The organism is Desulfosarcina sp. (genome assembly GCF_046496365.1).
Taxonomy (GTDB): Bacteria; Desulfobacterota; Desulfobacteria; order Desulfobacterales; family Desulfosarcinaceae; genus Desulfosarcina.
On sequence record NZ_JAWOHB010000105.1, the window covers coordinates 20,664 to 44,373 of the forward strand.

A 23,710-nucleotide genomic window follows, 5' to 3' on the forward strand; every position below is an offset into this window, starting at 1 on the left:
GTTCAATGCGTTACTCTGCACGCGAAATGATGGCCCTGGCAGCGGCCCGTGAAATCAAGGATGGCGATATCGTTTTCTGCGGCACCGGCATTTCCATGCTGGCGGCCATGGCGGCCAAACATATCAGCGCACCCAACAGCGTTATCTTTTTTGAAACCGGGGCCATCGACTCACAGCTCGAAGAGGTTCCCATGGCCGTGGGCGATTCGCGGGTCATGCTCGGCGCCGCCGTCCACGGGAGCCTGGCCGACGCCTTTGCCTTTATGCAAAACCGCAGCACCGGAACGCATGTGGTCGGCATTCTAGGCGCTGCCCAGATCGACCCCTACGGCAATCTGAACTCCACGGTGCTGGGTGATTACGGGCTGCCCGGCGTGCGGTTTTCCGGCAGCGGCGGCGCCTGTGATGTCGGCTCGTTCGTCGGCCGGACGATCATTTTCATGCAGCAGGAAACGCGCAAGTTCGTGCCGCAGCTGGACTATCTGACCTGCCCGGGCTGGCTCGACGGTCCCCACGGACGCGCCCGGGCCGGACTGTGCGAGGGCGGACCGGTGCTGGTGATCACCAATATGGCGGTATTCCGTTTTGACGATGCCTCGCGGCGGATGTACCTGGCCGGCTGCTACCCGGGCATTACCCCGGAGCAGGTTCTGGAACGGATGGGATTTGCGGTGGAGACCGGTCGCGTCCGTCCGGTTGAGCCGCCGACTCCCCGGGAACTCGATATCCTGCGTCGCCAATGCGACCCGCAGCGACTTATCTTGCAGGATTGATTGCGCTGTTGACACACGGTTACTTCTGCGCATATTTCCAGGTGTTACGGCCCCGTCCGATAATCGACTTTTTACCAGTTCATCATGCTTGATGAACCACATTAACAAGGGGGCGTCGATGAATATGAGATATGTTGTTTTTAGTTTGTTGTGCACCGGGTTGTTGCTGAACCCGGCATTGGCCAAAGACAAGGCGGCGTTCAAGAATCCGGAAGATGCGGCCAGCTACAGCGTGGGCTACCAGATGGGGAGCGATTTCCGCAAGTATGGTGAGACGGTCAATCCCGACATGCTCGCCGCCGGCGTGCGGGACGCCCTGAAAGAGAACAAGCCGTTGCTGACCGAAGAGGAAATGCGGCATCAGCTAAGCGGTCTTCAGCAAAAGATGGCCCAGTCCAGACAAAAGTTCATGCAGGAACAGGCCGCTCAGGACCTTGCCCGGGGAGAGGAGTTCCTGGCCGCCAACGCCAAGCAGGAAGGCGTGGTGACGCTTCCCAGCGGCCTGCAGTACCAGGTGCTGGCGGAAGGGCAGGGAGCGTCTCCCAAGGCCAGCGATACGGTGACGGTCAACTACAGCGGCAGCCTGATCGACGGCACCGAATTCGACAGCTCCTACAAGCGCGGGCAACCCGCGACCTTCAAGCTCGACCAGGTCATCAACGGGTGGACCGAATCCCTCCAGCTCATGAAACCGGGCGCCAAATGGAAAATATTCATCCCCTCCAAACTGGCCTACGGCGAACGCGGGGCCGGCGCGCAAATCCCGCCCAACAGCACGCTGATCTTTGAAGTGGAACTCATCTCCGTCGATGCGGAGGGTTCCAAGTAAAACGGTCCGGCCCGCCGCATGGGCCAAGATGAAGATCATGAAGGGACCTTTCTCGAACCGATCTTGATAGTTGGCACTATCATTGCGTTTTCCAACGAGGACGGATTCCGGTCCATGGGATGATGGCTGAAACAATCGCAAAAGCGCCGCCTTTCCATTGCGTTTTGGGTGGGGAAGCCGGCGGGGTGATTGGGCTTGATTCGATGGTCGCGAAAAACACGAAGAGGAAACCGCGGTGATCAGAAACCTGTCACTTTATGGCCTGACGGTGTTCATCTGGGGATCGACCTGGCTGGGGATCAAGTTTCAATTGGGCGAAGTGGATCCGCTGGTATCCGTGATCTACCGCTTCTGCCTGGCCTCGGTCCTTCTGGCCGTCTGGTGCTGGTTGAGGGGCCTGAACATGCGCTTTGGCCTGCGTGACCACCTGTTCATCGCCCTCCAGGGCGCCTGCCTGTTTGCGGTCAACTACTGGCTGTTCTACCTGGCCGAGGTGCACCTGACCAGCGGCATCGTAGCGGTGATGTTCTCCACCATTGTCTTCTGGAACATCCTCAACGGCCGCGTCTTTCTGAAAACCCCGGTTCGGGCCAACGTGATCTGCGGCGCGGGCCTGGGCATCCTGGGTATCGGCCTGGTGTTCTGGCCCGAGCTGTCCGGCTTCAGCATGGCCGACGACGGCCTGAAGGGGTTCGTGCTGAGCATGGCCGCCACCCTTTTGGCCTCCTTCGGCAACATTTTGTCCGCCCGCAACCAACGGCACGGCCTGCCGGTGGTTCAGACCAACGCCTTCGGCATGGCCTACGCGACCTTGCTCATGCTGGCAGTGGCCCTGACCGCGGGAAAGCCTTTCACTGTCGATCCGTCCGCGCCCTATGTGATCTCCCTGCTTTACCTGGCCCTGTTCGGCTCGGTGATCGCCTTCGGCTGCTATCTGACCCTGGTGGGTAAAATCGGCGCCGACCGGGCCTCCTACGCCACCTTGTTGTTTCCCGTGATCGCCCTGATCATCTCCACCTTGTTCGAGGGCTATCACTGGTCACCGCCCGCCGTGGCGGGCGTTGCCGTGATCCTGGCGGGCAATGCCCTGGCGCTGGCAAAATTCGACCTGCCGGCCCTGCGCTCACAGCTGGCCGTGAAAAGCGGCTGACCATCGCCTGACAGGATGCCGACCTCCCTTCAGTTTCAAGCGCACCTTTAAAAGCTTGGGCCATCGCTTGGCGGTGGCGAAGGGACGATCATTGGCTGCGTCATGGGCAATGCCGTTGCGCACATCCGTATGGATGCTTCGATCCCGGGCGGCCAGCAAGCCCGTAAAGTCGATCACCCCGACATTCAGGTTGCAGCCTGGCGGTTGACCCGGGGAAACAGCAGGATCAGCGGTATCGTCGCCAGCGGCAGGAAGGACAAGACCCACAGCACGTCGCCTACCGAATACAGATCGGCCAGCTTGCCCACCACCGGCGCCACGGCTCCGCCCAGGCCATAGGCCAACCCCATCATCAGGCTCGACACCATGGCGCGTCCGCCCGGTGCCAGCTCCTGGGCCAGGGTCACCCCCAGGGGCAGGGTGGCCAGCACGAAAAAGCCGGCCGCAAACACACCGCCGAAGATCCATGAACCCGATAGGGAAAGCATCATCAAGAGGGCCGGCGTCATCAGCAGGTGGGCAACCAGGAAAATCGGCCTGGATCCCATCCGGTCGGCCAGATAGCCGGCCAGCAGACCGCTGACCGTGCCGGCCAGGGTGAACAGCGTGATCATGAGGCCGCCGGAGACCAGGGAGTATCCCCGGCTTACCAGCAATACGGGCATGAAAGTCATGAACGACTGGCCCACCACCGCCCGCAGCACCATCACCAGCCAGATCAGAAAAATGGATTTCCACACGGTGCCGAACTGTTTCTTGAGTGTGCCCATCAAGCCCAGAACGGCCATGCCCTCGCTTTGGGGAGCCGGTACGGCCAACCACAGGTAAATCATGACCGCCAACCCGATGGCCATGGTGACCGGCATGGCCTCGAGGCCGAAAGCGACCACGAAGGTGGTGATGAAAAAAGGGCCCACGGCAAAGGCCAGGGTGCCGCCGGTGTTGAACACCGACATGCAAAAGCCTTTGCGCTTGCCGGAATAGAGCGGAATCATACCGGCCACGCAGGGATGGAACATCGAGGACCCCACGGAACCCAGGGCGATGAACAGCATCAGCATCCAGTAGCTGCCGGCGATGCCGGCAAGGGGGATGAAGACCACGGCCAGGAGCAGCCCGCCCAGAATAATGGCGCGACCCTGGTAACGGTCGGCCATATAACCGGCCACCGGCTGAACGATGAAAGAAAGAAACCGGTTGACGCCGGCGATGAGTCCCACCTGGGTCAGGGTCAGGTCCAGTTTATCCATGAAAGCCGGAAAAAGAGGCGTGGTGAAGGCACTGTAGAAGTCGCCGGTGAAATGCACCAGGGTCAGGGCGAAAAGTATTTTCAGGTTGGTATGGTTCTGATTTTTTACGACCATTGGGATGGTTGCCGTTGGTTCAGGGGGTTGTTTATTCATCCGTTTGGAAAAAGCCGGCATGTTAGGCAACTCTGATGCCCAGGTCAAGACTGAAAGTCCTGAATCATGCCGACCCAATCGGCCCAGAAATCGAAGCCTCATCGAAAACTAGCTTTGCGCTAACATTTTCCTAACAATAGCTCCCTACTTTGCAATTTCAAGAAATCGTCGGGATTCGGCGAAAGACGGACCCGCTAACACGAATCTAACCGGATGCCAAGACGCGGCTGACAGACCGTTAACCGGCCATCGAGCGACACACATGAATCCATTCAATCTGCTTCTGGTTCTTTTGCTGCTCTCCTCAGTAGGCTATTTCATGGGCAGAAGAAAGGCATTTGCCGTGGCCGGCGGCAACCAGGGGCTGCAAAAGCTTCACTCTCGTCCCGTTCACTATGGCGCCCTGACCGCTCTTTGGTGCGGTATTCCGGCCCTGGTGGTTTATGCGGCATGGCTGGCAATCGAACCGGCGATCATTACCCGCATCGTGCTGGATGAACTCCCTGCGGAAATCCAATCGCTTTCACAAGGCCGCATCAATCTGCTGGTTAACGATATCCGCAATCTGATTGCCGGCAATATCGTCTCCGCCATGGCGGATCCGGTGATTCAGGCTGCTGCGGACCGCTATGCACAACTCAAGCGTATTTCCGACATCAGCCTGGCCTCAGCCACCGTTTCGCTGGGGCTGCTGGCCCTTTTTTTTGTCAGGTCCAAAATTGTGCCGGCATTGCGAGCCCGCAACCAGGTGGAGCGGATCGTGCGGGTGGTACTGCTTTCGTGTTCGATGATCGCCATCTTCACGACGATTGGAATCGTTCTTTCGGTGCTGTATGAGTCGATCCGTTTTTTCAAAGCGGTTCCCCTGACCGATTTCCTGTTCGGTCTGGATTGGAGTCCCCAGATGGCGATCCGTTCCGACCAGGTCGGTTCTTCGGGCGCCTTCGGGGCTGTTCCGGTCCTTGCGGGAACGGTGATGATATCCATGATCGCCATGGCGGTTGCCGCACCCATCGGCCTAATGTCCGCGATATACCTGTCCGAATATGCCAATCGGCGCGTCCGGGCGGTGGTCAAGCCGCTTATGGAGATTCTTGCCGGCATCCCCACAGTTGTCTATGGTTTCTTCGCCGCACTGACCGTCGCCCCTTTTATCCGTAATTCAGGCGCGGTTCTGGGACTGGATGTCTCCTCGGAAAGCGCCATGGCCGCCGGCCTGGTGATGGGCGTGATGATTATACCTTTTGTCTCCTCCCTCTCCGACGATGTGATTAACGCGGTCCCGCAATCGCTCAGGGACGGGGCCTATGCCCTGGGGGCCACGCGATCCGAAACCGTCAGACATGTCATTATTCCCGCCGCTTTTCCCGGCATCGTGGGCAGTCTTCTGCTGGCCGTTTCGCGCGCCATCGGTGAAACCATGATCGTGGTCATGGCAGCGGGTCTTTCGGCCAATCTGACCGCAAACCCATTTCAAGCGGTAACTACGGTAACGGTCCAGATCGTCACCCTGCTTGTCGGGGACCAGGAATTCGACAGCCCCAAAACCCTGGCCGCCTTCGCCCTGGGATTGCTGCTGTTTCTGGTGACGCTGGTCCTGAACGTCGTTGCGCTGGTGGTGGTGCGTAAATATCGGGAGCAGTATGAATAGGATGCCCACGCAGTTGAAACCTCCGTTGTCCGCCCATGGAAGCCGGACCATCGATATCGTCAATCGCGGCTTGAAGCGACGCTATCGGGCCGAGCGCCGCTTCAAAATATACGGGATCGCGGCCATCAGCCTCAGTCTCGCATTTCTGGTGCTGCTTTTCAGCACCATTACGGGAAATGGCTACAGCGCCTTTCTGCAGACGGAAATCAAGCTGGATGTCCATTTCGACCCCACCCAGTTCGAAGGCCGACTGGTTGCGGATGCGAACTATCCGGCAATCGTCAAAGCCGCTTTGCGGGGGCTCTTTCCGGAGGTGTCTGGTCGGCAGGAGTTGCGATCGCTCTACGGCCTGCCCAGTTCGAGCGCAGATTTTAAGGTCCGTGACATGGTCCTGAAAAACAGAAACCTTATCGGTCAGGTCAAGCCGATCTGGGTTCTGGCGGATGACGACGTGGATATGCTCGTCAAAGGGCACGTGGATCGACGCCTGCCCGAGAACCAGCGGCGACTCAAGGATAACCAGCTGGCCTGGATCGATCGGTTCAGTGAGCAGGGACGGCTGCGCCGGGCCTTCAATGTCAATTTTTTCACCAAGGGTGATTCCCGCGAGCCGGAGTCGGCCGGCATCCTGGGAGCCCTGATGGGCAGCTTTTACGCCCTTGTGATCACCCTGATGCTCTCGTTTCCCATCGGTGTGGCCGCCGCGGTGTACCTGGAGGAGTTCGCCCCCAAGAACCGATGGACGGATATCATCGAGGTCAACATCAACAATCTGGCCGCTGTCCCGTCGATCGTTTTCGGCCTGTTGGGCCTGGCTGTTTTCCTCAATTTTTTCGGGCTGCCGCGATCGGCGCCGCTGGTCGGAGGATTGGTGCTTACCCTGATGACCCTGCCGACCATCATCATTGCCAGCCGGGCGTCGCTCAAATCGGTTCCGCCCTCCATCCGGGAGGCGGCTCTGGGCATCGGCGCTTCCAGGAACCAGATGGTTTTCCACCATGTCCTGCCCCTGGCGCTGCCGGGCATGATGACCGGTACGATCATCGGCATGGCCCAGGCCCTCGGCGAGACCGCCCCCTTGCTGATGATCGGCATGGTGGCCTTCATCGTCGACATTCCCGGCGGATTCACCGACCCGGCCACCGCCCTGCCGGTCCAGATCTACCTGTGGGCGGACAGCCCGGAAAGGGCTTTTACGGAACGGACATCCGCCGGCATCATGGTGTTGCTGGCTTTTCTGATCAGCATGAATGCACTGGCGGTGGTGCTGCGCAGGCGGTTTGAAAAACGATGGTAGACAACGCGCTCGGACGTTCCGGGTGAACGATTCCGGCACCGACGACCGCAGATGGCGGGAATCGATACCGGCGGAAAAATGCAGACAGACCATAACCAACCCTAGTAAAAAGGAGAAAATGATGAAAAAAGTATTGACCATTGTTGCCGCGGCAGGCTTGCTGATCGGCGCCAACAGCGTAAATGCGGCCAGGGATCACATCAGCATCGTCGGGTCGTCCACCGTCTATCCCTTTGCCACCGTGGTTGCCGAACAGTTCGGCAAAACCACTCAATTCAAGACCCCGACCATCGAGTCCACCGGATCCGGCGGCGGGCTTAAACTGTTCTGTGCGGGTGTGGGGGTGGCGCATGCGGACATCACCAATTCGTCCCGCAAGATCAAATCGTCCGAATGCAAAACCTGCTTCGACAACGGCGTCAAGGAGATCATCGAGGTCAAGATCGGCTATGACGGCATCGTGGTGGCCAACAGCAAATCGACGGCGCGCATGAAGCTTTCCCGCAAGGATCTGTTCCTGGCCCTGGCCAAGGACGTTCCCGATCCCAAAGGCGGCGAAAGCCTGGTTCCCAACCCCTACAGGACCTGGCAGGATGTGAATCCGTCCCTTCCCGCCAACAGGATCGTGGTGTTGGGACCTCCGCCGACCTCCGGTACCCGTGATGCTTTCGTGGAACTGGCCATGGAAGCCGGTGCCGATACCTTCGACTTCATCAAAAAAATGGCAAAAAATGACAAAAACCGTTACAAGGCCGTGACCCAGACCGTCAGGGAAGACGGGGCGTATGTGGAGGCCGGTGAGAACGACAACCTGATTGTTCAGAAGCTCGAAAAGGATCCGGGCGCGCTGGGCATCTTCGGTTTCAGTTTCCTGGATCAGAATGCGGATAAAATTCAGGGTTCCACCATGGACGGTGTGGAACCGACGTTCGAAAATATCGCCGACGGCAAATACCCTGTGTCCAGACCCCTGTATTTCTACGTCAAGAAGGCCCACATCGGGACGATTCCGGGCATCCAAGAGTACCTCAACGCCTTCAGCGATGAAAAAACCTGGGGGCCGGAAGGGTATCTTTCCGATAAAGGACTGATCCCCATGCCGGATGCGGAGCGAAAAAAGTTTCGCAAGGATATCGAAGGATTGACCCCCATGGTCTGCGAATGATAGGATCAGGCGGGTGTGCCCGCTACCCGGCCGCCCGCCGACGCCATCGGGGTGTCGACCATGATGCCCAAAAGTACGCCAACCGTTTCAATCGGCCTGCAACCGGACCACCGGCGTGGTCCGCGGTTGCGGGCCGATTTTGGTTCTTTCCCGCGCCTTGGTTTATGTACCCGGCGACGGTTTTGTGGCCTCCCCTTGAAGGATCTCGATAGGGCGGCAAACAAGAAAGCGGACAACGACTCAGGAGTGGGAATTCGGTGGACTCAAAAAAACAAAAGACCGTAGGCAGCCCCTTTGTTGAAAACCCACGCATGAGCTGCCGCCATGTTGACGTTTTCTATGGCGGCAAACAGGCGATTTTCGATGTTTCGCTGGACATTGGAAAAAATGAGGTCATCGCGATGATCGGCCCTTCCGGATGCGGGAAGTCCACTTTTCTGCGCTGCCTGAACCGCATGAACGACACCATTGACATCTGCCGGGTGACCGGCGAGATCAAACTGGACGACATGGCCATCTATGACCCGGCGGTCGATGTGGTCCCCTTGAGAGCTCAGGTGGGGATGGTTTTCCAGAAGCCCAACCCGTTCCCCAAGTCGATTTACGACAACGTCGCTTATGGACCGAAAATCCACGGCATTGTCAACACCCGCAGCGAGACCGATGCCATCGTTGAAATTTCGCTGCGCAAAGCCGGTTTGTGGGATGAGGTCAAAGATCGTCTGGACCAGCCGGGTACAGGCCTTTCCGGTGGACAACAGCAGCGGTTGTGCATCGCCAGGACCATTGCGGTGAACCCGGAAGTCATCCTGATGGATGAACCCTGTTCCGCACTGGATCCCATAGCGACATCGATTATCGAAGAGCTGATCCAGGAGCTGAGCACCCAGTACACCATTGCCATTGTCACCCATTCGATGCAGCAGGCTTCGCGGGTGAGTCAGCGAACCGCCTATTTTCACCTCGGGCTGCTCATCGAAGTGGGTCCCACGGATCAGGTATTCACCCGGCCGCTGCACCAGTTGACCCAGGATTACATTACCGGCCGGTTTGGTTGATCCCCCAGCCATGCCCCGTTCGCCGGGGGTCGGATCTAGGCGACCGGGCCATCAATCCAATAAGGAAATCATACGGTGAAGCGCTTTCACAGAGAACTCGACAAAATCAAGAAAATGCTCCTCTCTTTGGGTGCCCTGGTGGAACAGCGGGTGCACCGGATCAAACAGGCCGTGGAAGACCGCGATATCGTCCTGGCCAAGGAGATCGTGCACCTTGACCACGAGATTGACGAGATGGAGGTGGAGATCGAAGAGGAGTGTCTGAAAGTTATCGCGCTGCACCAGCCGGTGGCCGGGGATCTGCGCTTTCTGATTGCCGTCATCAAAATCAACAACGACCTGGAACGCATCGGCGATCAGGTGGTCAACATCGCCCAGCGCGTGGAGCGCCTTGCCAAGCGTGCGGTGGCCCCCTATCGTTTCGACTATTCGGTGATGGCGGACAAGGCCGAATCCATGCTGCGCATGAGCCTGGACAGCATGGTCAATCAGGACCTCGACCTGGCCATCAAGGTGCTCCACATGGACGACGAGGTGGACGCGATCAAGGATGAGGCCTATGACCGCATCAAGCAGGCCATGGCCGACGGGGTGACGGAAGATATCGGCTACATGATCAATCTGCTGCTCATCTCCCGGCACATCGAACGGTTGGCCGACCATGCCACCAACATTGCCGAAGAGGTGGTTTACATGATCGAGGGAGATATTGTCCGCCACGGCAAGCTGGATTGAAACCGGCGGTGGAATGACCGACAACCGACGTGCTAACACCCTAATCGTCGGAATGCCAATTTTTGAAGCCGCCGGCACTTCATCGGGATGACATGAAAAAAGAGAAAATACTGGTTGTCGATGACGAAGAGGATATCCTTGAACTGTTGCGCCACAATCTGGTGCGCGAGGGCTATGCGGTGGTCTGTGCCGCTTCGGGTGAAGAAGCGTTGCAAGTGGCGGCGTCCGAGCAAGTCGACATCGTCGTCCTGGATCTGATGCTGCCGGGCATCGACGGCCTGGAAGTGGCCCGGCGGCTCAAGCAAAGCACCGACAGCAGGGAGACACCCATTGTCATGCTCACGGCCAAGGGAGAGGAAGCGGACATTGTCACCGGTCTGGAACTGGGTGCCGACGACTATGTGACCAAGCCCTTTTCCCCACGCATCCTGATCGCCCGCCTGAAGGCGGTGATCCGCCGGCGCAGCGGGATTGCCGATGAGAAGAGCGAGGTGCTGGCCATCCGTGAGCTGACCATCCACGCCGGCCGGCGCCACGTGACCGCCGACGGTCAGCCCCTGGACCTGACCTACACGGAGTTTCAGTTGCTCCATTTCCTGGCCCGCCGTCCCGGCTGGGTCTTCACCCGCTCCCAGATCGTGGATGCGGTGCGCGGTGACGATTACCCGGTCACCGACCGTAGCGTGGATGTGCAGATCGTGGGTCTGAGAAAAAAGCTGGGTGGGTTGGGTAAATACATCGAGACCGTCCGGGGGGTGGGCTATCGTTTCACCGAGAATTGACCAAAGCGTCCCATGCAAAAAAAACGCCTGATCTATTATCTGTTCCCCACCTATCTGCTGATCACGCTGATTTCGCTGTTGGCGATGGGTTGGTATGCCCTGAGTTTTACCCGCCAGTTTTATCTGGAACGCATCCGGGTGGACCTGGAAGCCAGCGGCCGGCTTCTGGAAAAACAGGTGCTGCGCCTGCTGGCGCCATTGGATGCACCGGCCATCGACCGGCTTTGCAAGGATGCCGCCGGCCGGACGGTCACCCGGGTGACCGTTATTCTCCCCGATGGCCGGGTGGTGGGCGACTCCGAGGAGATGCCGGCCATTATGGACAGCCACCGGGATCGTGAAGAGGTCCGGGTGGCCTATCAGGGCAATCCGGGGGTGAGCATCCGTCACAGCGCCACGCTCGGGCAGGACATGATGTATGTGGCCCTGCCGCTGGTGGCGGATCAACAACTGGCCGGTGTGCTGCGGACCGCCATCCCCGTGACCGCTGTCGACGAACGGCTGGGCGCCATTCGTGTGCGCATCGCCATCGGTGCCCTGCTGGTGGCGCTGTTGGCTTCGGTGGTCAGCTGGCTCGTTTCCAGGCGAATCACCACCCCCATCGAACGCATGCGCGTTGGCGCGCAGCGATTTGCCGCCGGCGACCTGTATCACCGCCTGCCGGTTCCCGATACGCTGGAGCTTTCCGGGCTGGCTGAATCGATGAACCGGATGGCAGGGCAGCTTCAGAGCCGCATGGATGAAAATATTAACCAGCGCAAGAAGACCGAAGCGGTTCTCTCCAGCATGCGCGAAGGTGTCATTGCCACGGACCTGGAGCAGCGGGTGATCAGCATCAACCAGACCGCCGCGAAAATGTTCGGGGCAGCCATGCAGACGGTTCAGGGGCGCAGCGTCCTGGAGCTCATCCGCAACCACGAGTTCCAGGCCCTGATGGACCGCAGCCTCTTGAATGGAGAGAGCGTGGAATCCGATATCGTCTATCATCAGAACGGTGAACGCATCTTCAACGTTCACTGCACGCCCTTGCTGGATGCAGTCCAAGAGCGCATGGGCGGACTGGTGGTGATCAGCGACGTGACCCAGCTGCGTCGTCTGGAAAACATGCGCCGCGATTTTGCCGCCTCGGTTTCCCATGAGATCAAGACGCCGCTGACGGCCATCAAGGGCTTTGTCGAGACGCTGAGCAATGGTGAATTGGAAGACAGTGAGGAGACCCGCCGCTTTCTGACAATTATCGAAAAGCACGTCAACCGGCTGGCGGCCATTATTGACGACCTGATGCAGCTGTCGCGCATCGAGCGCGACGATGAAATCCAGCAGATCGGCCGTGAGTGCTGCCGTATCGCCGATGTGCTCAACACCGTCATCGGTCTTTGCGCCGATGGTATCAGGGAAAAAAAGATCGATGTCCGACTTGCCTGTGAAACCGGCCTGAGCGGCTGTTTCGATGCCACCTTGCTGGAGCAGGCCGCCGTGAACCTGCTGGACAACGCGATCAAGTACAGCCCGGAGAAAAGCGTCATCCGCATCGAGGCGTTGACCGTGAACGATGAAATCCAGATCCGATTCATGGACCAGGGCATGGGCATTGCCAAAAAACATCTCCCGCGCCTGTTCGAGCGCTTCTACCGGGTGGACAAGGCGCGCAGCCGCAAGCTCGGTGGTACCGGTTTAGGGTTGGCAATCGTCAAGCACATCGCTCAGGCGCACGGCGGCAGCGTCACCGTTGAGAGCGAACTGGAAAAAGGCAGCACCTTTACCCTGCATTTGCCGCGCAAGTGATTCTTCCAGGGTGTGCCGTTAAAAACCGGGCCTGCCCTTGTCTTTGCCCACCCATTTGATGTAGAATACGCCAATCCTTTTTTGTCCCTGCAACCCACTGCCTTCAGCCCTGTTTCAGGAGCGTTATCATGATAGGAAAAGCCATGTTTCCGCCACGCGTTCACCTGGCCAACACGCCCACCCCGCTGCAGAAGATGGAACGGCTCAGCCGGCAGGCTGGTGTGGAGATCCTTTTTAAACGCGACGATTTTACCGGCAGCGAGCTGTCCGGCAACAAGGTCCGCAAGCTTGAGTTCCTGCTGGCGGATGCCCGGGAAAAAGGCGCGGACACGGTGATTACCTGCGGCGGGGCGCAATCCAACCACTGCCGGGCCACGGCCCTGGCTGCCATCAAAGCGGGCCTTTCCTCCCTGCTGCTGCTGCGAACGGCGGACCCCGGGAGACCGCCGGCCATTTCAGGCAATATCCTGCTTGACCGCCTGGCCGGATCTCAAATCGTCTGGATCACTCCCGAGCAGTACCGGGCGCGGGATGAGATTTTTGAACGGGAAGCCCGACGGTTGCACGGTGAGGGGAAAAAAGCCTATATCATCCCCGAAGGCGGTTCAACGGTGTTGGGTGCCTGGGGCTATGTGGATGCAATCTCGGAACTGGTGCTGGATCTCAAACGCCTGGATGGCGACGATCTGAAACCCACTACCGTGGTCTGTGCAACCGGTTCCGGCGGCACGACAGCCGGTCTGGCACTGGGAGCGCAAATGTCGGGTGTGGACATCCGCGTGGTGGGCGTGAACGTCTGTGATGACCGGGATTACTTTGTGGCCATCATCGACGATATCTGTCGCCGGTTCAATGAGACCTGGCCGGGGGCAAGAGCGACCGGGATCCCGCCTTACGAGATCGTGGACGGTTATGTGGGCCGGGGTTACGCCCTTTCAAGGCCCGAGGAGCTGGCGGCTGTCCGTGACCTGGTGCGGCTGGAAGGGGTTGTACTCGATCCGGTTTACACCGGCAAGGCCTATTTCGGCATGCTGGCCGAGCTGGCCAGGGACCGAGGGGTTTTCGGCGAACGCATCGTCTTCATTCATACCGGCGGACTTTTCGGTCTGTTTCCCATCGCGGAGCAGTTTGCCGAGCTCGTGTAGACCGGCGCCATGATGATTGAATGGTCGGGTTGCCTGCGGGAGCCGCTTCCACCCGCATGGGCTATCGGCAGGATGCCGCCCCCGCGTTCGGTTTGCGCCCGGAAGGTCCTCACGCCTTCTTCAACCGTCCGAGGATTGAGGCTGCCCGCTGACCCATTCCGGGGTGGGGGCGAGATCCACCTGGAACGGGATGTTGGCGGTGCCGACATGGCCGTTGCGGTCCAGGACATAGACAAACAGGCGATATTCGCCTGTATCTGGCGGAGCCAGAAGACTCAACTCCGGCAGGCTTCCCTGCATCACGTCGCCCAGCACACCGGGCCGAGGTTCGTGAGATCCGCCGACTCCCAATATGGCGGGCTCCGCCATTAGTTCCCAGACATAACCCAAGGCATCATCGTCCGGATCGCTGGCCGCCACCCGGGCGACGAACGGTTCGCCCGGGGTGAGCCTCACGTCGCTTGCAGCCACCCCGTCATTGATGGTCACCCGGTCGACCCTGGGCGCCCGGTTGGACGGCCAGCTGCCGGACCAGTTATAACTCATCACGTCCACAGTGGGACAGGATGCACCGGGAATATCCGCGCCGGGGAGATTTTCGATGAACATGCTGTACCAGGTGGGGGTCCGCTCCTGCTTCTGCCCCCAGAGGAAAACGTAGGATCCGATACATTTATCGCTGTTGGCCAGGATGTTGTGCGCATAGCGTTCCAGGTGGGATTTTGCCTTTTCCTCGCTTGTGGGTTCGATGGGGCGCCCCCATGCGGTTTGTGCGGCCTCCCAGTGGCCGTCAACGCCCCATTCGGTGATGATGTAGGCACCCTCGTAGGCGCTGGCATCGATCATCGCGCGGACACCGGACAGGGAACCATAGGCGTTGATTCCCACTGCATCCAGGTCCGGGGCATGACAGGCGATGTCGTTCAGTGTGTGGTCATCATAGGCAATCACGCTGATTACGGGGTGGTGGGGGTCCGCTTGTCTGATCAGGCGGGCCAGGTCATTGACAAACTGCCAGGCTGCCGGCGTGTTGGCGCCTTGGAGATTGATTTCATTGCCCAGGGACCACATCAACAAGGCCGGATGATTTTTATGCTCGTCCAGCAAACGCCGGACTTTCCGTGTTGTACGGCTTTTGTAGGCCGGATCCAGGTAGTCCGACGGGTTGTGGGACAGCCAGATCCCGAGCATGACAGTCATTGCGTAGCCCCGGGCGCGATCCAGGAGGCTGCCGGCATGGGTGGAATCCCATGTGCGCAGCGAATTGGCCCCGGCTTCGGCGGCAATCCCCACGTGCTGTCGTCCGCCAACACCCTTGATGAAATAGGGCTGGCCTGCACGGGTAAGCTGGAAGCCCTCGTTCCGGCGGTTTATTGACACCGGAATGGGGGCCGCGGATTCACATGCCGCCGCCCGGCCTCCTTTGACCGGGGCCACCCCCAACGGGCCATCCCCGGACTGCCGCTCCGATCCGAAGCCCGGGGAGAAACCATCCAATGCAATCAGGACAGCCAAAGCGACAAGGCAGGGCATGCGTTTTTTTCTTAGACCCAGGCAGGCGAATCCTATCATTACAAGATCCTCGACGATTAGATTGACCACCCATCGTTGCCCATGCAAGCGCAACCGGCTGATGATGTTATCGCCCGCCTGGTCATGGACTTGAGCGGGTTGCATCACCGGAAAAACCCTGATCAACCGGACCCCTTGCGTCGCCTTGGCGCGCCCCAGCGCTTTTTTTGTTGTTAAGCGGGTCCGGAAAAGTTTAGTATCGCGAATTTTAGTACCCCTAAAAAACGGATCCTATGGGTCGGGGAAGGTTGCGTGGGATCAGGATGGGCACCGAGAATCAAATATGAAAATGTCCAGTATTGTCATTGCCGTGGCGATTGCGATCATGGCCGTCAGTCTGTGGGCCCTGGCCAATCGTCCGGACGAGGAACCACCCTGGCCGGACCGGATTCAAGGGTTTTCGTTTTCGCCCTTCCAAGCCGGCCAGACCCCCCTGAAGAAGATCTACCCCTCTGCAAGCGAGATCGAGGGCGATCTGGCGCTGTTGGAGGGAAAAACCCACGCCATTCGTACCTATTCCGTAGAGGACGTGTTGGTCGAGATCCCCGAATTGGCCCGGAAACACAACCTCAACGTGGCCTTCGGGGTCTGGATCGATGCCGATATGGAAAGGAACCGGGCCGACATGCGGATCTTTGTGGCGGAGGCCAGCAAGAGGTCCAACATCGTGCGGGCCGTTGTGGGTAACGAGGCCTTGCTGCGAGGGGATCTGCCCCTTGAGCAGCTGATCGACTATCTGGACCAGGCACGCGAGGCCTTGGACATGCCCGTCAGCACGGCAGAGCCATGGCATGTCTGGGTCAAGCACCCTGAACTGGCCGAACACGTGGATTACCTGGCCGTACACATGCTGCCCTATTGGGAGGGGGTGCACATCGATCTGGCGGTGGACTACGTGGTGGAGAAGACCAACCTGCTCAAATCCCTTTTTCCCGACAAACCCATTGTTATCGCCGAGGTGGGTTGGCCCAGCAATGGCCGCACACGGCGGGCGGCCGTCGCCTCACCGGCCAACCAGGCGATTTTTCTCCGGCGGTTTCTGGAGCGGGCCCGGCAGCAAAAGTACATTTACTACGTCATGGAGGCCTTCGACCAGCCCTGGAAGCAGGTCACCGAAGGCTCGGTCGGCGCCTACTGGGGCGTCTACGATGTCGAGCGCCAGGAAAAATTCCCCTTCACCCGGCCCATCGTGCCCATCGCCAACTGGTACCTGTTGGCCGGCGCGTCCGTGCTGATAGCCATTATCACTTTCGCCATCCTGCTCATTGACAGCCAGACGCTGGGCAACCGGGGCCGGGGTTTCCTGGCCGTGCTGGTTTTTTCGGCTGCTTCGGGGGCGGTCTGGATCGTCTACGACTATATCCATCAATACCTGACCGTTGGCACCGTCATTGTGGGGCTGGTGATGGTCAGCGGGATGATCGGGGTCATTGTGGTGTTGCTTACCGAAGCCCACGAATGGGCTGAAGCGCGCTGGATCATCCGCCTGCGGCGGCCGTTCAAACCCATTGCCCTTGCGGATCATCAGTTGCCCATGATCTCCATCCACGTGCCGATCTACAACGAACCGCCGGCCATGGTCATGGAAACCCTCGCCGCGCTGGCGGCCCTGGACTATCCCCGCTTCGAGGTGCTGGTGGTGGACAACAACACCAGCGATCCTGCGATCTGGAAACCGGTGCAGGCCCATTGCCGATTCCTGGGTCCACGCTTCCGTTTTTTTCATGTGAAGCCCCTGACCGGGTTCAAGGCGGGGGCCTTGAATTTCGCCCTGTCTCACACCAACGCGAAGGCGCAGATCATCGCCGTGATCGACAGCGACTACACCGTAGCTCCTGGTTGGCTGCGCGACCTCGTGCCCCAGTTCGAGGATCCGCGGGTCGGCATTGTCCAGGCCCCCCAGGATTACCGGGACGGGGCCGAGAATGCCTTCAAGGCCATGTGCTACGCGGAATACCGGGGTTTCTTTTTCATCGGCATGGTCACGCGCAACGAGCGCAACGCCATCATCCAGCATGGGACCATGACGATGATCCGCCGCTCGGTTCTGAAATCCAGCGGTGGTTGGAGCGAGTGGTCCATCACCGAAGATGCCGAATTGGGCCTGCGGGTCTTCGAGAAGGGCTACGAGGCGGCCTACATATCCAAATCTTATGGCCGCGGGCTGATGCCCGACACCTTCACCGATTACAAAAAGCAGCGCTATCGCTGGGCCTATGGCGCCATGCAGATTCTGCGGCGGCACATGCCCTTTCTGACGGCCCAAAAGGAGAGCCGTCTGCGCAACGGGCAGCGCTACCACTTTATCGCCGGCTGGCTGCCCTGGCTGGCCGATGGGGCCAATCTGTTTTTCAATTTGGGCGCCTTGCTGTGGTCGCTGGCCATGATCGCCGATCCCCTGCACGTGGATCCGCCCCTGGTGGTCTTCTCGATTCTGCCCCTGTCCCTGTTTGCCTTCAAAATCGGCAAATTGTTCTACCTGTATCGAACGCGGGTGGACGCCAGCCTGTCCCAGACCCTGGCGGCATCCATGGCCGGTCTGGCCCTTTCCCACACCATCGCCAAGGCGGTCATCGCGGGGCTCATTACCCGTGACAAACCGTTTTTTCGTACTCCCAAACTGGCCGGGGCGTCGGCCTTGAGCCGGGCACTGGCGGCCTCGCTGGAGGAAATCCTCCTGCTGGCCGCCATGCTCAGCGCCGCTGCGGCCATCGGATTGAGGCAGCGCTTGGATACGCTGGACATGAACCTGTGGGTGATTGTGCTGCTGGTCCAGTCCCTGCCTTACGCCGCCACGCTTGGCGTGGCCCTGGTCAGCGGATTCCCCCGGCTTTCGAGCCGGTTGGTGCTCTGGCGGTCCCGGCAGGAGTCGTCTTGAGACCTTATCTGGGTGGGGGTCGGTTAAATGACCACGGTATTGGTTTTATACGATTTGTTTTTTCGGATCCTACTTTAACCATGGAGGTGGTAATGCAACCCAAGACCCAAGACAACATCTACAAAGCGTTTATCGGTGAGGCCAAGGCCTATTTTCGACTGCTGGCCTATGCGGAGAAGGCCGACGAGGAAGCGGTTCCCCAGATCGCCCTGCTGTTCCGGGCCATTGCCGAGGCGGAACGGGTGCATGCCACCCGGCAGTTGAACCTGGTCAAAGATCTGATCGTCAAAGACACGGATACGAATCTGGAGGAATCCTTCCAGCGTGAAAAATCCATCAGCGAGAACGAATATCCCGATTTCCTGAAAACGGCCGAAGAGGAGGGCGAAGCGGCTGCCGCACTGGCCTTCAGCCAAGCCCGGGATACGGAGGGCTTCCATGCCAAACTGTACGAGCGGGCCATCATGCACGTCATCAAGGATGAGGTTAAAGCCTACCATGTCTGTCAGGTGTGCGGCTACGTGACCGACAAGAAAATCCCCAAGAAGTGCCCGGTCTGCGGTGCACCCGAAGAGAAATTCAAAACCATCGGCTCCTGAACGGAACCCATTTCAATTCAATCGGAATGCCAGGTACTTGATGGCCGCTCCCCGTGAGCGGGCCGCCCGCTCGTAAGCGGAGACCCCCGCAGCGCTGCCCGGTGAGCCATCACCGGCTGCAGGGCAATTTTCTGAGGTTGTGATCACGCGTCCGCCCCAGCGATCGACAGAGTCGCGGGTGAAGTTGAAAAGCGGCTCACTGTCGGTCTTCAGATGCAGCATGCCGCCGGGTACGAGCAGGGTCGCGTAGGCGTCCAGGAAGGGGGCGGCGGACAGCCGGCACTTAATGGTCCGCTGCTTGGGGTGCGGGTCGGGGAAGGTCAACCAGATCGCGTGGATCGATTCGGCCACAAAGAACGCCTGGATGTGTTCAATCCGGGTGCGCAGGAAATGCACATTTTCAAGGCCCCGGGCAAGCGCCTTTTCCGCGCCGACACACATGCGATGGCTCTTGCGGTCGATGCCCACGCAGAGGGTGCGCGGATCGGCGGCGGCGAATGCCAGGCTGTGCTCGCCTTTGCCGCAACCCAGTTCAAGTATCTTTTGCATGCCCGCATAGCGCTTTTCATACCAGGGATAGGAGTCGGGCGACCGTGATTCGCCGAATACCGGAAAGGTCACGTTGGGCAGGTGTCTGACGCGTTCGTATTTCTGGAGTTTATTCTTGGGCATGGTGGTTAATACTGTGGTTGGTTACCCATTATCCGGGTTGCGGTCAAGGAGATAATGAGCATCTGGCAGCACCGCGGGCAGGATGCTGCCGGTATGGCCGCCTGCAGTCAAGCGCACATGTGCCTGCACAAAGCCCACGCCCTGGTGCGCGATGTCTTTCACATTGTTGACAGGGCGCCGGGTTGTTCCTACTATTTATGAACATCACCCCCAACGGACACGGAAACCTGAAGTGATCGGCCGGCGAATCGCCGCCAATTCCCCGCATTGCCCCATTTCACGTGAGGGTTGATAACCACAAACCCACCCAACTTTCCCGGTTGCCACCGGGCAGGAGGAAATACCATGAAAACCAAACCTATCCGATTCTTGTCGGTAATGATTGTGATGTTTGTGTTGACGCAAAGCGCGGTCGCCAGTTCCCTGCATGTGGCCGGTCTTGATCATCGTGCACTGGCGGAGGATCCGAATACCGCCTCGGGTCCCATTGCACCGGTGCTGAAGGGGGTCGGTGACACGCATCACCCGGTCAGCACGCGATCGGAGCGGGCCCAATATTTTTTTGACCAGGGACTCAGGTTGACGTATGCCTTCAATCACCAGGAGGCGCTGCGCAGTTTCAAGGAAGCCGCCCGCCTCGATCCGGACTGTGCCATGGCCTATTGGGGCTGGGCACTGGTGCTGGGGCCGAACCTTAACCTGCCCATGTCTCCGGAAGCGGCGCCCCAGGCCTATGCAGCCGTTCAAATGGCGCTTTCCCGCAAGGATAAGGCAACAGCGCGTGAAAGGGACTACATCGATGCGTTGGCCAAGCGCTATTCCGCCGATCCCCATGCGCAACGGGAACCCCTGGATGCCGCCTATGCCGAAGCGATGGGAGCGGTGCATGCCCGCTATCCCGATGATCTTGACGCCGCCACGCTCTATGCAGCTGCGTTGATGAACCGCTCTCCTTGGAATTACTGGACCGATGCAGGCGCTCCCCGCCCGCAGACCCCGGCGATTCTTCAGGCCCTGGAAATGGTAATGCAGCGTGATCCCGAGCACGAAGGGGCCTTGCACTACTACATCCATGCCGTCGAAGCGGTAGATGCCGAACGTGGGGTTCAAGCGGCCGATCGGCTGCGGGGCTTGACCCCGGGTGCCGGCCATCTGGTGCACATGCCCACCCATATTTACATGCAGATTGGGCGCTACGCGGAGGCATTTGAGCTCAATTCCCAGGCGGCCAAAGCCGATGAGGATTACCTGATCCAGTGCCGCTCGCAGGGGATTTATCCACTGGGCTACTACCCGCACAATGTCCACTTCCAGACCTGGGCGGCATTGATGCTCGGCAACCACGCCGAAGCCCTGGCGGCTGCCCGTAAAGTGGCCTCGAAGGTGCCCAGGGATTTCTCGGGCAATGAATGGGGGCTGTTCCAGACCTTTGCCAGCATGCCGCTTTTTACGCTGGTGCGTTTCGGCCAGTGGGCTGAGGTGCTGGCGGAACCGCAGCCGCCTGCCGAGTGGCATTTCATGAACGGCATCTGGCATTATGCCCGCGGTATGGCCTTCACGCATACCGATGACCCGGATTCGGCGGCCGAGCAGCTCAATGCCCTGACAGACATTGCCCGCAGCGCACCCACTGGGGAGGAGATGGTGGGCTTCAGCAGCGCCGCGAGCCTGCTGACCCTAGCCGGCGAGGTGCTGGCCGGGGAATTGGCGGCCAGGCAGTCGCGATTCGAAGAGGCCATCGATCACCTGGAAAAGGCCATCGGGATCGAAGACAGCCTCATGTACAATGAGCCGCCGGATTGGTATTATCCGGTCCGCCACACGCTGGGTGCCGTACTGATCGAAGCCGGATATCCGGAGAGGGCGGAGTCGGTTTATCTGCAGGATCTGGAAAGATACCGCGACAATGGCTATTCCCTGTTCGGGCTCCGGAAAAGTCTGCAGGCCCAGGGCCGCGATGCCGAGGCTGCCCGGATCGAAGAACGCTTTCTGCAGGCATGGGCGCGCGCCGATGTGACCCTGTCCTCTTCAAGATTCTGATATGGGTGGACCACCGGGTTCATGGTCGCAGGGTCCGGCAGTGTTGAACTAGCCGGCATCCTCCTCCATGGACCTGGTGTATTCACCGCTGCGTGCCATGCTGTTGCATCGCGCCCGATGATAAAAGACGCGTTGGGCGTTGGTTTTTTCGGCGCTGAGACCCTGCCAGGCGTTGAGCGCATCTTCCTGCAGGGCGCGGCCGAAGGAGAAGCTCAGTTCCCAGGGCTGTTTACCCATGGCGTTGATGGCATTCAGGTTCTGGGTGGCCTGGACCGAGCTCTGGCCGCCGGAGAGAAACACGATGCCGGGCACCGCCGCCGGCACCACCTGCCGGAAACAGTGCAGGGTGGCTTCGGCGACCTCCTCGGGTCCGGCCTGGATCGGGTAATCCTTGCCCGATACGACCATGTTGGGTTTGAGCAACGTCCCTTCCAGATAGACGCAATGCTCGAAAAGGGCGGCATACACCCGCTTGAGGGTCTCGGCGGTGACGTCGCGGCAACGCCGGATATCGTGCTCCCCGTCCATCAGGACCTCCGGCTCCACAATGGGAACCAATCCGGCTTCCTGGCACAAGGCGGCGTATCGCGCCAGGGCATGGGCATTGGCCTCCAGCCCGAAGCGGGTCGGGATTTCGTGGCCGATGGGAATCACGGCCCGCCATTTGGCGAATCTGGCGCCCATCTCATGGTATTCGGCCAGACGCTGCCGCAGGCCGTCCAAGCCTTCGGTAATCTTCTCACCCTCGAAGCCGGCCAGGCTTTTGGCGCCCTTGTCCACTTTGATGCCGGGCAGAATGCCCTTTTCGGCCAGATATCGGGGAAAGGGGATATCCTGGGCGGTTGACTGGTGCATGGTTTCGTCGAACAGGATCACACCGCTGATAAACGCTTCGCTCCCCGGGGTCGTAAAGAGCAGCTCGCGATAGGCGCGGCGGTTCTCTGGGGTGGATTCGACCCGAATGGCGGCAAACCGTTTCTGGATCGTTGGTGTGCTCTCGTCTGCGGCCAGTATGCCTTTGCCGGGCTGCACGATGGTCCGGGCGATGGTTTCAAGTTCTTGTTTATTCATTATATTCTCCTCTGGTGGTGGGGTTTGTCACCGCGTGTCCGGGGTGGCTGAACAGCATGCCACGGCCGAAACATTGCTGGTTTGCGGTGCAGTCTGCAGAAAGGGTTTCGGCAAAGGGACGAACCGCTCCGTGAAGCGCAACGCTCCTGGCGAACCATACCGCCGGCGCGCAGGTGGGCAATATGCCCCTGATGACGCGCCGGTTTTGCCCATCGACGGTCAGCCGACCCGGGTGCGCATGGCCCAGGCGCTGCTTGGGTAGCGCCTTCGCAGATCGCTCCACCCCTGCAGGAGCTGCTCTGCATCATGGGAAGCCATGTACCTGCCCACGGCGAGATAGTAGAGGGCTTCCGGTGCGAATTCGCTTTGCGGATAGCGGTCATAGACGGTTTTGAAATCGGCTGTGGCCTTATCATATTTTTTGTGTTTCAGGGCGTGATGACCCAGCCCGATATAGAGCATGGCGGCGTATTCGGCCGGTGAGAACCAGCCTTCGGCATGATAGGCCACCCGTTCGCGGGTATCCACGACGTTGATGTTGGGCGTCCAGATCACCTGATACTGGCCGGCCAGTTTGGCTTCCTTGGTCAAATCCACTTGCACCGGCACGAAGCGGGCATTGATCAGTTCGCTGACGGTTGCATCCGGGTACGTCACGGCACCCAGCTTGGCGCAGCCGCCTCACCCATCCTTAAAAAAATCCAACAGCATCGGCTTGTCCTGGTCCTTGCACCTCTCCAGGCCGGTTGCGTAGCTTTGCACCCATTGCACACGACTTTTTGTCTCCATGGCAGTGCTCCTTTCACAGGTTGTTTCAGCAAGACCCGGGCCCGAATCCCTGCCCGGCATATTCCCGCAGGCTGGTTTCCACCTCCGTCAGGGTTTTTCCCAGCGGCCAGGGTTCCATGAAGCCGCACAGGAACAGTTTCCACTCCCCGTGTTCCTGGTAAAGGTCGGATTCGGAACAGGCTCCTGCACAGCCCCCTTCACCGACGATCTCGGACAAGAGATCGTAGATTTGCTGTTTTTCGTCGTTCATGGTTGACCTCCCGGGTGTCTGTCTGCTCCACCGCACGGAGTGATCGCACAACGGATTACAGCCCTG

The 23,710-nt window shown here is 59.5% G+C and carries 22 protein-coding genes; 15 read left to right on the forward strand and 7 right to left on the reverse strand.

The genetic code is table 11. From position 1 onward, the window contains the following. The first annotated feature begins 5 nt into the window (after positions 1-5). From R6V78_RS08705 to R6V78_RS08715, 3 genes are all read left to right on the forward strand, one after another. Positions 6-773 (forward strand): CoA-transferase subunit beta, encoded by a 768-nt coding sequence (locus R6V78_RS08705; RefSeq protein WP_410288956.1) that lies wholly within the window; start codon positions 6-8, stop codon positions 771-773. Positions 774-891: 118 nt separating this feature from the next. Beyond that, positions 892-1,602: an FKBP-type peptidyl-prolyl cis-trans isomerase gene (locus R6V78_RS08710; protein ID WP_410288957.1), complete on the forward strand. Its 711-nt coding sequence runs from the start codon at positions 892-894 to the stop codon at positions 1,600-1,602. A gap of 235 nt (positions 1,603-1,837) precedes the next feature. Then, the gene (locus R6V78_RS08715; protein ID WP_410288958.1) at positions 1,838-2,752 is read left to right on the forward strand and encodes a DMT family transporter; all 915 of its coding nucleotides are present in this window, start codon (positions 1,838-1,840) and stop codon (positions 2,750-2,752) included. Here the strand turns inward: R6V78_RS08715 and R6V78_RS08720 are convergent. Continuing rightward, entirely contained in the window at positions 2,726-2,929 is a 204-nt protein-coding gene (locus tag R6V78_RS08720; protein ID WP_410288959.1) for a glutaminyl-peptide cyclotransferase, read from the reverse strand. The two genes, R6V78_RS08715 and R6V78_RS08720, sit on opposite strands and share 27 nt — an antisense overlap. An 8-nt stretch (positions 2,930-2,937) precedes the next feature. Further along, a complete protein-coding gene (locus R6V78_RS08725) occupies positions 2,938-4,116 on the reverse strand; it encodes an MFS transporter (RefSeq protein ID WP_410288960.1) in 1,179 nt (392 codons plus the stop codon). Positions 4,117-4,417: 301 nt separating this feature from the next. Here R6V78_RS08725 and pstC point away from each other — a divergent pair, with 301 nt between their 5' ends. From pstC to R6V78_RS08765, 8 genes are all read left to right on the forward strand, one after another. Beyond that, positions 4,418-5,806, forward strand: coding sequence for a phosphate ABC transporter permease subunit PstC (pstC, locus tag R6V78_RS08730; protein ID WP_410288961.1), 1,389 nt, complete (start codon positions 4,418-4,420; stop codon positions 5,804-5,806). Positions 5,807-5,819: 13 nt separating this feature from the next. After that, positions 5,820-7,103 carry a phosphate ABC transporter permease PstA gene (pstA, locus tag R6V78_RS08735; protein ID WP_410288962.1) on the forward strand — a complete coding sequence of 428 codons (1,284 nt, stop codon included), beginning with the start codon at positions 5,820-5,822 and terminating at the stop codon, positions 7,101-7,103. Between the two features lie 121 nt (positions 7,104-7,224). Further along, the gene (locus R6V78_RS08740) at positions 7,225-8,268 is read left to right on the forward strand and encodes a substrate-binding domain-containing protein (RefSeq protein WP_410288963.1); all 1,044 of its coding nucleotides are present in this window, start codon (positions 7,225-7,227) and stop codon (positions 8,266-8,268) included. 311 nt (positions 8,269-8,579) lie between these two features. Further along, positions 8,580-9,326: a phosphate ABC transporter ATP-binding protein PstB gene (gene pstB, locus R6V78_RS08745; protein WP_410289038.1), complete on the forward strand. Its 747-nt coding sequence runs from the start codon at positions 8,580-8,582 to the stop codon at positions 9,324-9,326. A gap of 75 nt (positions 9,327-9,401) precedes the next feature. Next, positions 9,402-10,061, forward strand: a complete 660-nt coding sequence (gene phoU, locus R6V78_RS08750; RefSeq protein WP_410288964.1) for a phosphate signaling complex protein PhoU — start codon at positions 9,402-9,404, stop codon at positions 10,059-10,061. Positions 10,062-10,153: 92 nt separating this feature from the next. Next, entirely contained in the window at positions 10,154-10,843 is a 690-nt protein-coding gene (locus R6V78_RS08755) for a response regulator (protein ID WP_410288965.1), read from the forward strand. A 12-nt stretch (positions 10,844-10,855) separates the two neighbouring features. Beyond that, complete coding sequence (locus R6V78_RS08760; protein WP_410288966.1) at positions 10,856-12,628, forward strand: ATP-binding protein; 1,773 nt, start codon at positions 10,856-10,858, stop codon at positions 12,626-12,628. A gap of 128 nt (positions 12,629-12,756) precedes the next feature. After that, positions 12,757-13,773, forward strand: a complete 1,017-nt coding sequence (locus R6V78_RS08765; protein ID WP_410288967.1) for a D-cysteine desulfhydrase family protein — start codon at positions 12,757-12,759, stop codon at positions 13,771-13,773. A gap of 120 nt (positions 13,774-13,893) precedes the next feature. On the opposite strand, the gene R6V78_RS08770 is transcribed toward R6V78_RS08765, so the two are convergent. Further along, positions 13,894-15,345 (reverse strand): glycoside hydrolase family 2 TIM barrel-domain containing protein, encoded by a 1,452-nt coding sequence (locus R6V78_RS08770; RefSeq protein ID WP_410288968.1) that lies wholly within the window; start codon positions 15,343-15,345, stop codon positions 13,894-13,896. Positions 15,346-15,628: 283 nt separating this feature from the next. Here R6V78_RS08770 and R6V78_RS08775 point away from each other — a divergent pair, with 283 nt between their 5' ends. Both R6V78_RS08775 and R6V78_RS08780 read left to right on the forward strand, forming a co-directional pair. Beyond that, entirely contained in the window at positions 15,629-18,223 is a 2,595-nt protein-coding gene (locus tag R6V78_RS08775; RefSeq protein ID WP_410288969.1) for a glycosyltransferase family 2 protein, read from the forward strand. Positions 18,224-18,315: 92 nt separating this feature from the next. After that, a complete protein-coding gene (locus tag R6V78_RS08780) occupies positions 18,316-18,822 on the forward strand; it encodes a rubrerythrin family protein (RefSeq protein WP_410288970.1) in 507 nt (168 codons plus the stop codon). Between the two features lie 12 nt (positions 18,823-18,834). On the opposite strand, the gene trmB is transcribed toward R6V78_RS08780, so the two are convergent. After that, positions 18,835-19,494, reverse strand: coding sequence for a tRNA (guanosine(46)-N7)-methyltransferase TrmB (gene trmB, locus R6V78_RS08785; protein WP_410288971.1), 660 nt, complete (start codon positions 19,492-19,494; stop codon positions 18,835-18,837). A gap of 54 nt (positions 19,495-19,548) precedes the next feature. On the opposite strand from trmB, the gene R6V78_RS08790 reads away from it, so the two are divergent. Together R6V78_RS08790 and R6V78_RS08795 are read left to right on the forward strand one after the other, a co-directional pair. Further along, positions 19,549-19,695 carry a hypothetical protein gene (locus tag R6V78_RS08790; protein WP_410288972.1) on the forward strand — a complete coding sequence of 49 codons (147 nt, stop codon included), beginning with the start codon at positions 19,549-19,551 and terminating at the stop codon, positions 19,693-19,695. 144 nt (positions 19,696-19,839) lie between these two features. After that, positions 19,840-21,534, forward strand: coding sequence for a hypothetical protein (locus tag R6V78_RS08795; protein ID WP_410288973.1), 1,695 nt, complete (start codon positions 19,840-19,842; stop codon positions 21,532-21,534). Positions 21,535-21,582: 48 nt separating this feature from the next. Here R6V78_RS08795 and R6V78_RS08800 read toward each other — a convergent pair whose 3' ends face one another. The 3 genes from R6V78_RS08800 to R6V78_RS08810 all read right to left on the reverse strand — a co-directional run bounded on the left by R6V78_RS08800 (position 21,583) and on the right by R6V78_RS08810 (position 23,644). After that, positions 21,583-22,605, reverse strand: a complete 1,023-nt coding sequence (locus tag R6V78_RS08800; protein ID WP_410288974.1) for a class I fructose-bisphosphate aldolase — start codon at positions 22,603-22,605, stop codon at positions 21,583-21,585. A 219-nt stretch (positions 22,606-22,824) separates the two neighbouring features. Continuing rightward, positions 22,825-23,262 carry a hypothetical protein gene (locus tag R6V78_RS08805; RefSeq protein WP_410288975.1) on the reverse strand — a complete coding sequence of 146 codons (438 nt, stop codon included), beginning with the start codon at positions 23,260-23,262 and terminating at the stop codon, positions 22,825-22,827. Positions 23,263-23,419: 157 nt separating this feature from the next. Then, positions 23,420-23,644, reverse strand: coding sequence for a hypothetical protein (locus tag R6V78_RS08810; protein WP_410288976.1), 225 nt, complete (start codon positions 23,642-23,644; stop codon positions 23,420-23,422). Positions 23,645-23,710 lie beyond the last annotated feature (66 nt).